Origin of the sequence: Planosporangium thailandense (assembly GCF_011947195.1) — a bacterium.
Classification (GTDB): domain Bacteria; phylum Actinomycetota; class Actinomycetes; order Mycobacteriales; family Micromonosporaceae; genus Planosporangium; species Planosporangium thailandense.
In genome coordinates this window covers 1-10,150 of record NZ_JAATVY010000056.1, presented here as the reverse complement: position 1 = coordinate 10,150, position 10,150 = coordinate 1, and the positions used below count along the sequence as shown (strand labels likewise).

9 protein-coding genes are annotated in these 10,150 nt (G+C 71.4%); 7 read left to right on the top strand and 2 right to left on the bottom strand.

The window, feature by feature from the left end; genetic code table 11:
• The 3 genes from HC031_RS31950 to HC031_RS31940 form a co-directional block, all read left to right on the top strand.
• A partial coding sequence (locus tag HC031_RS31950; RefSeq protein ID WP_240943291.1) for an asparagine synthetase B family protein occupies positions 1-815 on the top strand: 815 nt, incomplete at its 5' end.
• Complete coding sequence (locus HC031_RS31945) at positions 812-1,963, top strand: glycosyltransferase (protein ID WP_167929195.1); 1,152 nt, start codon at positions 812-814, stop codon at positions 1,961-1,963. The genes HC031_RS31950 and HC031_RS31945, both read left to right, overlap by 4 nt.
• Positions 1,960-3,246, top strand: coding sequence for a lipopolysaccharide biosynthesis protein (locus HC031_RS31940; protein WP_167929194.1), 1,287 nt, complete (start codon positions 1,960-1,962; stop codon positions 3,244-3,246). Before HC031_RS31945 ends, HC031_RS31940 begins: the two co-directional genes overlap by 4 nt.
• An 82-nt stretch (positions 3,247-3,328) precedes the next feature.
• Here the strand turns inward: HC031_RS31940 and HC031_RS34675 are convergent, their stop codons facing one another.
• The gene (locus HC031_RS34675; RefSeq protein WP_205863510.1) at positions 3,329-4,624 is read right to left on the bottom strand and encodes an O-antigen ligase family protein; all 1,296 of its coding nucleotides are present in this window, start codon (positions 4,622-4,624) and stop codon (positions 3,329-3,331) included.
• A 258-nt stretch (positions 4,625-4,882) separates the two neighbouring features.
• On the opposite strand from HC031_RS34675, the gene HC031_RS31930 reads away from it, so the two are divergent.
• From HC031_RS31930 to HC031_RS31915, 4 genes are read left to right on the top strand one after another with little or no spacing between them, the layout of a single operon-like run.
• On the top strand, positions 4,883-5,896 hold the full coding sequence (locus tag HC031_RS31930; protein ID WP_167929192.1) for an NAD-dependent epimerase/dehydratase family protein: 1,014 nt from the start codon (positions 4,883-4,885) through the stop codon (positions 5,894-5,896).
• A complete protein-coding gene (locus tag HC031_RS31925; protein ID WP_167929191.1) occupies positions 5,896-7,011 on the top strand; it encodes a glycosyltransferase family 4 protein in 1,116 nt (371 codons plus the stop codon). The genes HC031_RS31930 and HC031_RS31925 overlap by 1 nt, the downstream gene beginning before the upstream one ends.
• Positions 7,008-7,709: a YveK family protein gene (locus HC031_RS31920; protein ID WP_167929190.1), complete on the top strand. Its 702-nt coding sequence runs from the start codon at positions 7,008-7,010 to the stop codon at positions 7,707-7,709. Before HC031_RS31925 ends, HC031_RS31920 begins: the two co-directional genes overlap by 4 nt.
• A 44-nt stretch (positions 7,710-7,753) precedes the next feature.
• Positions 7,754-8,932: an LCP family protein gene (locus HC031_RS31915; RefSeq protein WP_167929189.1), complete on the top strand. Its 1,179-nt coding sequence runs from the start codon at positions 7,754-7,756 to the stop codon at positions 8,930-8,932.
• Positions 8,933-9,318: 386 nt separating this feature from the next.
• On the opposite strand, the gene HC031_RS31910 is transcribed toward HC031_RS31915, so the two are convergent.
• The coding region (locus HC031_RS31910; RefSeq protein WP_167929188.1) for an SGNH hydrolase domain-containing protein at positions 9,319-10,150 on the bottom strand (832 nt) is incomplete at its 5' end.

Below are 10,150 nucleotides of genomic sequence, written 5' to 3'. Positions count from 1 at the left end.
TGCGGATGGCCACCGCGGCCGGCCGGGTGCCGGTACCGGCCGTGGCCCAGCGGCCGTTGGCCTGGCTCGGTAAGGCGCTCGGTGCGCAGAACCCGACGCGCTCGCCGCTGCGGCGGGTCGCGCGCGGCCTGCACCTGCTCGGCCAGCCGCCGCACCGCCGGTACGCGCGGATCGTTTCGTACTTCACCCCGGAACAGAAGTACGCGCTCTACACCGACGCGATGCGCGACCGGCTCGCCGGCATCGACAGCTACCGGCTGATCGACGAGGCGTTCATGGGCTCGAAGGCCGACACCACCCTCGGCCGGATCATCGACACCGACGTCAACACCTACCTCCCCGGCGACCTGCTGGTGAAGGCCGACATCTCCACGATGGCCGTCTCGCTGGAGGCCCGCTCGCCGCTGCTGGACCACAAGGTGATCGAATGGGCCGCCGGGCTGCCCACCCACCTCAAGGTACGCGACGGGCAGACCAAGTACCTGCTCAAGCGGGCGGTCGCCGACTGGCTGCCGCCGGAGCTGCTCAACCGGCCGAAGATGGGCTTCGGCGTGCCGCTGGGGAGCTGGCTGCGCACCGAGCTGCGCGACCTGGCGCGCGACGTGCTCACCGACGCCACCGCCCGCGGCCGCGGCCTGTTCCGGCCCGACGCGGTCAGCGCCCTGCTCGACCAGCACGACGCCGGCATCGACCACTCCAGCCGGATCTGGGCGCTGATGCAGTTCGAGCTGTGGCACCGCACATTCGTCGACGGACCCCGCCCGGGCCCCCGGCCGGGACCGCAGCCGGAGGCGACCCCGGCGGCCGGCCGGTGACGGTCGTTCCCGAGCCGGCGGGCACCGGGGCGCCGGGCCGCCCGCTGCGCGTCGTCCTCGCGGTCGGCACGCTGCGGGTCGGCGGTACCGAGACGCAGCTGGTGAAACTGGCGGTCGGGCTGCGCGAGCGCGGTCACGACGTGCACGTGCTCGCGCTGTCGAAGGGCGGCCCGCTGGAGGAGCCGCTGCGCGCGGCCGGCGTCGACGTCCGGGTCTTCGGGTACGCCGGGATGCCGCTGAGCGGCGCACCCGGGTACCGGAAGGTGCGCATGGTGGCGGCGGGGCTGCGCGAGCTGCTCGCCGTCGGCCGTCACCTGCGGGCGCTGCGCCCCGACGTGTGCCACGCCTTCCTGTTCACCGGCTACAGCCTGGTGCTGCCGCTGGCCAGAGCGGCCGGCGTGCCGGTGCGGGTCGCCGGCCGGCGCGGCGCGACGCCCCCGCCGGTCGGGCGCCGCAACCGGCTGTTCCACGCGCTGGGCCGCGGGGCGGCCACGGCGATGGTGTGCAACTGGCGGGCCGGCGCCGAGGAGGCCGTACAGCGTGACGGCTACCCGACCGACCGCGTGCGGGTCATCCCCAACGGCGTCGACCTGCCCGGGGCACACGCCGACGTGACGCGGCAGCCGGCGCACGGCGTGATGATCGCCAACCTCATCGCGTACAAGGGACACGACGACCTGCTCGCGGCGCTGGCGAGCCTGCCGGCGCCGCCGCGTGTACGGCTCATCGGCGACGGCCCGCAGCGCGCGCACCTGGACCAGCTGTGCCGCGGGTACGGACTCGACGACGTGGTCGAGTTCGCCGGCGGGCTGCGCGGGGCCAGCCGGTACCTGCCCGAGCACCAGTTCGCCGTGCTCGCCTCGCACGAGGAGGGCCTGCCCAACGCGGTCCTGGAGGCGATGGCGGCCGGCCTGCCGGTGGTTGCCACGACCGTCGGCGGGGTACCCGAGCTCATCACCGACGGCGAGACCGGTCTTCTCGTACCGCCGCACGCGCCGACCGAGCTCGCCGCCGCGATCGCCCGGCTGGCGGGCGACCCGGCGTTGCGGGCGCGGCTGGGCGCGGCCGCGCGGGAGGCGGCGACCGCGTACAGCACGCCGGCCTGCGTCGAGCGTCATGAGGCGCTGTACCGGGACCTGCTGGGATGAGCTCCCGGTCCCGTCAGGTCATCCACACGGTTCTCACCCGGTTCGCCCGGGTGGCGCTCGGCGCGGCTACCGGAATCGTGATCGCCCGCTCGCTGCACGCGGAGGGCCGCGGCGCGTACGCGGCCGTGGTGGCGGTCGCCTCGATGGCGCAGTCGGTAGGGCACATGTCGGTGGAGCAGGCGCACACCGCGCTCTGGCGGCGCGCGCGGGCCTCGATTCCCAGCAACAGCCTGCTACTCGGTCCGGCCGTCGGTACGTTCGCCGGCACCGCCGCGTTGATCATCGTCTTGCTGCTCGGCCCGCGCGCGGTGCCGCTCCCCAGCTACGGGCTGCTGCTCGTCGCGCTGGCGGCGGTGCCGCTGGGCATGACCGTCCTGTACGTCAACAGCGTCCTGGTGCTGCAGGGCCGTCTCAACGTGGTAAACCGCGCGTCGCTCGTCGCCGCCGTCGGGCAGTGCGGAGCCCTCCTCGGCTTCGCGTTCACCGGGACGCTGACGGTCGGCGTCGTCGTCTGGGTGTGGACAATCGCCGCCGGGCTTCCGCTGGTGATGCTCGTACCCGCGATGAGACCGAGGCTGCGCGACGTCGACCGGAGGTTGGCGGGGGCGACGCTGACCTACGGGCTGCGCTACCACCTGGCGTTCGCGGCGCTGTACCTGCTGCTCCGGCTGGACGTCCTGCTTCTCAACGGACTGTCCACCCCGACCGCGGTCGGCCTGTACTCGCTCGCGGTCACCATCGCGGAGCTGGCGTGGATCGTGACGGACGCCGCCGCGCAGGTGGCCCTCGCCAGGCAGGCCGACACCGAACTCGCCGACGCGGCAGCCGTCACGCTCGCCGCCACCCGGACCTCGGCGCTGTTGTCGGCCGTCGCCGTCGCCGGGATGTGCCTTACCGCGCCGGTACTCGTTCCGCTGCTGTACGGGCCGGGGTTCGCCGGCAGCGTGCCGGCGCTGATGGGGCTGGCCGTCGGGATCTTCGCCCTTGGCGCCACCCGGCCGGTCAACGGCTTCCTGGTACGCCTCAACCGGCCGGTGGTCTCCTCGGCCATCTCGCTGTCCGCTGTGGCGGCCAACGTCGTGCTGTGCCTGGTGCTGATCCCGCGCTGGGGGGTCGTGGGCTGTGGGCTGGCGTCGAGCGGGGGGTACGCGATCCTCGGTGGCGCTCAGGTGGCGTGGTTCCTGCGCGCCACCGGCACCCCGGCGCGCCGGCTGCTGCCGGGACGGGCGGATCTGGACCGGCTCACCAGGCCGGGGCGCCGACGCGCCCGCGTCGACGCCTGACCGGATACGAAGTCGGCGCCTGATCTGACCGGATCCCGGTCAGGTCAGGCGCCGACGGCGGGCTCAGGCTTCGGCCGCGGGCTCAGGCTTCGGCCGCGGGCTCCGCGTGCATGCCCTGGCCGCCCTTCGAGTGGTACAACGTCCCGCGCTGATCCGGTGCGTGGCTCATCAGGGTGCCCAGCGCGAGCCAGAACGGCGTCGTGACGATCAGGTTGGACAGGGTGTTGGCGAACAGCAGGCCGACGGCGTACGTGACCACGGCCGCGCAGAGCACCGTGATGTCGTTCCGGCCGATCCCGCGCAGCCGCCGCGCCCCGCGCCACAGCAGGAACAGGAAGACCAGCAGCGCGGGCAGGCCGGCCTCGGCCGCCAGCCGCAGGAAGTCGTCGTGAGTGTTGATGACGACGTTCAGATTGGACGCCAGGCCGGCATAGGGGGGAAACATGAGGTACCCGATGCCCCGCAGCGGGTGGTGGAGGGCCACGTGCACGGCGAACTGGGCCGCCTGCGCGCGCACCTCGTTGTTGTAGGTGAGCTCCTCGGTGCTGCGGCTGCCCAGCCCGACCAGTTGCGTCAGGGCGAGGCCACCGGCGACCGCGGCGACCAGCGCTGTGGCGACCGCGACCTGCACCGAACGGCGGGCACGGCGGACGTGGGCCAGCACCAGGACGACGATCCCCGCGGCGGTGGCGATCATCGCCCCCCGCGAGCGGGTCGCGGCGAGGCCGACCAGGCTCGGCAGCGCGGCCAGCAGCCACAGCGGCCGACGACTCGCCCAGGCCACGCCGATCGCCATCACCGCCGGCACGGCGAACGCGGCGCCGAGGTAGTTGGTGTTGAGCGTGAGCCCGACCAGACGCCCTCCTTCGTAGGCGCCCGCGATCAGGGTCCAGATCGCGGCGGCGGCGCCGGTGAGCGCCGAGACGTGCGCGACGCGCCGCGGCAACGGCGGCGCGGCCAACGTCACCGACAGCAGGATCAGGCCCTCCAGCAGTGTCATCAGGTCGGCCCGTGGGGAGGAGACGGGATTCAGGTGTTCGGCCGGGAACAGCAGGCTCACCAGCAGGACGCAACTGAGTAACCCGACCACGACATGGTCGGCGCGTAGCCGCGCGCTGCCGCTGCGTAGGTGCAGGAAGACACCGATGACCAGGGCCGCCACCGCGCCCGTCACGATCTGGCTGCCGTGCTGGAAGATGGGTGCGCCCAGCAGCAGCGTCACCACCGGCGTCAGCATCAGGGCCACCTGGCCCGGACGGGCGACGATCAGCAACGGCAGGGTGACGGCGAACCCGACCACGGCGTAGAAGGTCTGCTGGCGCAGCAACAGGTAGACCAGCAGGGGAGTCACGACCCACACGGCGGCGGGAGCAGTCACCCGGTGCGCTTTCTCGGTGAGCAAGGTCAGCCGATCAGACCGTCGCCGTAGGTCGGTTGGACTCATCACGGCCACCATTCGTCTCTTTCCTTATCGACGCAGCGCACTGAATGGCGTTGCGCGTTTGCCTTTTTCGATCGACACACGGACATTATGCGCACGGGACAGGTTACGGGTTCGCGTCCTGTTCCACGCCCTAGCCGCGCCGCGAGTCGGCGGTAGGGTGATCATCCGCTTCACAGTCTTTAGGAGAATTGCATGCGCGGCGGGACAACGCTGGTGACCGGTGGCGCCGGGTTCATTGGGTCGCACCTGGTCGATGCGCTTCTTGCCCGCGGTGAGTCCGTCGTGGTGCTCGACGACCTGTCCACGGGACGGCTGGCCAACCTGGACGCGGCCGCCCGGAACCCCCGGTTCCGGTTCGTACAGGGGTCGGTGCTCGACGAACTCGTCGTCGACGAGCTGGTGCACGAGTGCGACACGGTCGTGCACCTCGCTGCGGCGGTCGGCGTACGCCTCGTGGTCGAGCAGCCACTCAAATCACTGCGTACGAACATCCGCGGCTCAGAGAACGTCATCGAGGCCGCCCACCGGCACGACCGCCGGGTGCTGATCGCCAGCACATCCGAGATCTACGGCAAGAACGCCAGCGGCCCGCTGACCGAGGACGCGGACCGGATCCTGGGCAGCCCGGGCGTCATGCGCTGGGCGTACAGCACCGCGAAGGTCGTCGACGAGATCCTGGCCAACGCGTACCACCGCGAGCTCGGGCTGTCGTCGATCGTCGTACGGCTGTTCAACACCGTCGGCCCGCGTCAGAGCCCCGCGTACGGCATGGTGATTCCGCGGCTGGTACACCAGGCGCTGACCGGCGAGCCGCTGACCGTCTTCGGTGACGGCACGCAGACCCGCTGCTTCGCGCACGTCGCCGACGTCGTCAGTGCCCTGCTGGCCCTGCTGGACGAGCCGGCGGCCATCGGGCAGACCTTCAACATCGGCAACACCGGCGAGATCAGCATCCTCCGGCTGGCCGAGCGCGTCCTGGAGTTCACCGGCTCCAACTCCGAGATCCGGCTGGTGCCCTACGAGGAGGTGTACGGGGCCGGCTTCGAGGACATGAACCGTCGCATTCCCGACACTGCCCGGCTGCGGACGCTGACCGGCTGGGCGCCCCAGCGCAATCTCGACGACGCGCTGAACGACATCATCGCCGAAGTTCGGCGGGAGATGGCCGCCACCGCGGTCGGCACTGCCGGTATGGTCAACTCCTGATGTCCATCGATGCTGTCGCCCCGGTCGTCACCGCGGGTCTAACGTCACTCGCGGTAGCCGCCGCGCTCACGGAGCCGATGCGCCGGGTCGCGTTGCGGCTCAACCTGACGGACCGGCCCGCCGCACACAAGGCGCACCTGCGCGCCACGCCGTACCTCGGCGGCGTAGCCGTCGCGGTGGCCACCTTCGTCCCTGCCACCTTCCTGCTGCGGCACTGGGACGCGCGGCTGGTCACGCTCGCCCTGGGCGGGCTCCTCATCGCCGTCCTCGGACTGGTCGACGACGTGCGCTCCCTGCATCCGCTGTCGCGGCTGGGCGTGGAGACGGCGGTCGCCGCGCTGCTGGCCGCCGCCGGCACCCGGATCGACATCATCGGGCCGGCCTGGACCGACGCGGTCGTCACGGTCGTGTGGCTGGTCGTGATGACCAACTCGTTCAACCTGCTCGACAACTCCGACGGCGCCGCGGGGTCCATCGCGGCGGCCACCGGGGTCGCGCTCGCGGTGTACGCCCTGGTGAACGGGCGACCCGGGGTGGCCGTCCTGCTGGCCGGCCTGGCGGCGGGAGCCGGCGGCTTCCTGTCGCAGAACTGGCCGCCCGCGCGCATCTTCATGGGTGACACCGGCTCGCTGTTCATCGGTTTCATGATCGGTGGTTCGGCCGTGGCGCTGGTCGGCTCGAGCGGGGGGACGTTCCAGGTAGGTGCCGCGTTGCTGCTGGTCACGTTCGTCGCGACCGTCGACACCACCTTGGTGGTCGTCTCCCGGGTCCGGGCCGGACGCCGGTGGCTGGACGGCGGGACCGACCACATCGCGCACCGGCTCCGCCGGCTCGGCTTCAGCCGGCCGCAGGTCCCGGCGACGCTCGCGGTTCTCGCGCTCGCGAGTACGGCCCTCGGCCTGCTCGCGGCGTCCGGCGCGCTGCCGGTGCCGACCGTGCTGATCACCACGCTGGCCGCCGGCGCGGCCGCGATCTGGTGGTTGCTGCGCGTGCCCGTGTACCCACAGCCGGCGAGCGATGTGGCGGACGGCGCTACGCTCGTCGCCATCGTCGACCCGGCCGTCGACCTAGGACCCGACGGCGTCCTGTCGCCGGCCCAGGCGCCGGTCGCGTGATGCTGTCGGCGGCGTTCAAGGCCCTGATGGGCGTCGTGCGGCAACGGTGGCGGTGGATACTCACCGTCACCGTGCTCGCCACCGTCACCGGCGCGGTGGTGACGTCACAGCAGACGCCGTTGTACAGCGCTCAGATGACGCTGTACATGTCGGCTGTGAGCAGGCCGGGCGACGTCCAGCTGTACCGCCGGATGCTCGTCGACGACCGTGTCATGCGCGCGGTCATCGACAAGCTGCACCTGGACACGACGCCGGCGGCGCTGGCCGCGGAGTACAGGATCACGGTCGGGTCCGACCGGGAGCTGACCGTGGCGGCGCAGGGCTCGTCGGCGGCGAAGCCGCGTGACCTCGTCAACGCTCTGACAACCGAGTTCATCCGGCTGCTGCGCGAGCTGACGACGGGTGCGGGGCGTCCGCCGTACCGGACGGTCACGCACACCCCGGGCGGCGCGCGTGCGACCCGGGTGTCGCCGCAGCCCGCCCGCGACGTGCCCGCGTCGATGGCGCTCGGCCTCGTGCTGGGCCTGACGTCCGCGGCTGTGCGGTCGCATTTCGACACCACCAGCAGACCTACCGACCACATCGACAACGATCCCGCGACGTCGCCACCGTCGGTCCCCATCCCGTCACTGCGACCGGCATCGGTCGTCAAGGGAGTGGCTCGTGTGGCGGCGACGAACGAGAGGACACGGAAGTGACGCGGCCCCAGTACGGTCCTTCACCCCAGGCGTACGGACACCAGATGCGCGCCTCAACCGGCCGGGTTTACCAGAGCCAGGCGACCGCTCAGGTCGACGCCGAAGACGTCCCCTCGGCGCAGGCGCGCCGCGGCGGAGGTGGCAACGGCGGAGGTGGCAACGGCGGGCGGCGCGGCCCGGGTGGCAACGGCAAGCGCCCGCGCCGGCGCTGGCGCCGCGTGCTCATCATCACCAGCGCGTCCCTCGCGATCCTGGTCGGGATCGCGCTCATCGGCGGGTACGTGCTGATCAACCGGGTGCAGGGCAACGTCGGCCGCATCGACAACGCGTTCGCCGGTCTCGACGAGAAGCAGCGTCCGCAGAAGCCGGTGGCGACGAAGAACAGCCAGACGTTCCTGCTGCTCGGCTCCGATTCCCGGGATCCCAACGCGACCACCGGGAGCAGTGCGAAGGACCCGTCCTGGCGACCGGGTGAGCAGCGTACCGACACGATCATGATCATGCACATCCCGGCCGACCGCCATTCCGCGCAGGTCGTCTCGGTGCCCCGCGACTCGTGGGTGGACATCCCGGGCAAGGGCAAGATGAAGATCAATGCCGCGTACTCGCTCGGCGGCCCGAGCCTGCTGATCCGCACCGTCGAGCAGCTCACCCAGGTGCGGATCGACCACTTCGCGGTCGTCGACTTCGCCGGCTTCACCTCCATCATCGACTCTCTCGGCGGCATCGACGTCCAGGTGTCCGAGGACACGACCGACCAGGTGGGCAACCACTTCCACAAGGGGATCAACCACCTCAACGGGACCCAGGCGCTGTTCTACGTCCGGCAGCGGCACGGCCTGCCGGGCAGCGACTTCGACCGGGTCAAGCGTCAGCAGAACCTGCTGCGGGCCGTGATGGCGAAGATGAGCGGGTTCGACCCGGCGAAGGACCCGATCGGCGCCTTCCACCTGATGGACTCCCTGACGAAGGCCATCTCGGTCGACAGCCAGCTGTCCAACAGCGAGATGCGCTCGCTCGCGTTCGATGTACCGGGGATCCGCAGCGGCGGCATCACCTACCTCACCGCTCCGGTGAAGGGTACGGGCATGGAGGGCGACCAGAGCGTCGTCTACCTGGACCCGACGGCGAGCCCCGAGCTGTGGAACGCCATCAACAACGACAGCGTGCCGGCCTACGCGAGCGCGCACAGCAAGGACCTGCTGCCCGCCGTACCGCGCTGACGGCAGGCCCTGCCGGCTCCGGCCGGAGGACCGCAGGTATGACGGAAGGGGTGGCCCGATGATCGGGCCACCCCTTCCGCTGTTTCCGCCGCGTGTCCGTGGCCGGTGGAACCTCAGGTCCGCACCAGGTGTCCGGGGAGTTCACGTGGAGTACAGCGCCTCGATCGGACGAACCATCACGTGCACGGAGGAAACGGCCCCGCTCGAAGGCGACGCTGGCGGACATGCCGGCGCGGCACGGGAAGTGCCGACCCGTCGAGCCTTCCGTCGTCGACATTGTCGCGGATCTGCCGGAACAACAGCGGCGCCGAGCGACAGACCGCCCGCGGCCGCGACGTCTGTATGTGTCGCGGCCGCGGGCGGTCTGTCGTGGCGACCGGTTGGGCCTATTTGGTTCGCGCGTAGCCCGCGAGCTGTGGCTCCATCTTGCTGACGAACCACCGCGCGCCCTGCGGCGTGAAGTGGACGCCGTCGTAGCGCACCACGAGCCCGTCGATGACCATCGGGCACGCGCCGCGCGGGCAGACGACCTGTCGCATGGCGAGAACGTGCGTCCCCGGGGTCTCGTCCGCGACCCGTTGGTAAATGGTGCTGGCGGCGTTGCCGTTCGGGGTGGACGCGGAGACCGGTTTACAGCTGTTTTTCGGCGGGTTAGGTGCCAGGCAGGCCTTGGCGCTGCTGGACATCGGCAGCACACCCGGTGTGACCAGCACCGCGCCCGTCTGCGTCACCTGCTCGGCGAAGTGGCGCAGCGCGCCGTGGAGCCCGTCGGTCCACTCCGGTGTCAGCGGCTGCACGAGTCGTGAGTCGGCCGTGGCGTACGGGAGCGTCTCGAAGTTCGACAGCGCGAACACTATCGACGGGTGATAGGTGTCCAGCACCGCGTGCAGCCGTTGGTCGGCATCAATGGCGCACTGTACCTGGTAGGGCGCGGGCGGGTTGGGAGAGTGCAGTGTGAACGGCAGGCCACCGATGCCGCAGCCCTGTTTCGCGGCGAGGACGTAGCCCCAGCCGCGGCGGTGGGCGAGGTCGACGAAGCCGGGGTCGAGGGCCATGGCGGTGGAGTCGCCGACGACGGCGATAACCGGTTTGCCCTGGGGTGCCTGTACCCGCCAACACATCGTGATGCCGTTGCCGCAGGGCGCCCCGTTCATCGCGATCAGCTGCTGCTTCTGCAGGCCGGTGGCCCAGTTGGTGATGAAGACCGCCGCGGTGGCA

Bases quoted from the DNA above. Each gene is read 5' to 3' on its own strand.
- HC031_RS31915 (WP_167929189.1), top strand. From the start codon at position 7,754: ATGCGCGCCTCAACCGGCCGGGTTTACCAGAGCCAGGCGACCGCTCAG.
- HC031_RS31925 (WP_167929191.1), top strand. From the start codon at position 5,896: ATGTCCATCGATGCTGTCGCCCCGGTCGTCACCGCGGGTCTAACGTCA.
- HC031_RS31930 (WP_167929192.1), top strand. From the start codon at position 4,883: ATGCGCGGCGGGACAACGCTGGTGACCGGTGGCGCCGGGTTCATTGGG.
- HC031_RS31940 (WP_167929194.1), top strand. From the start codon at position 1,960: ATGAGCTCCCGGTCCCGTCAGGTCATCCACACGGTTCTCACCCGGTTC.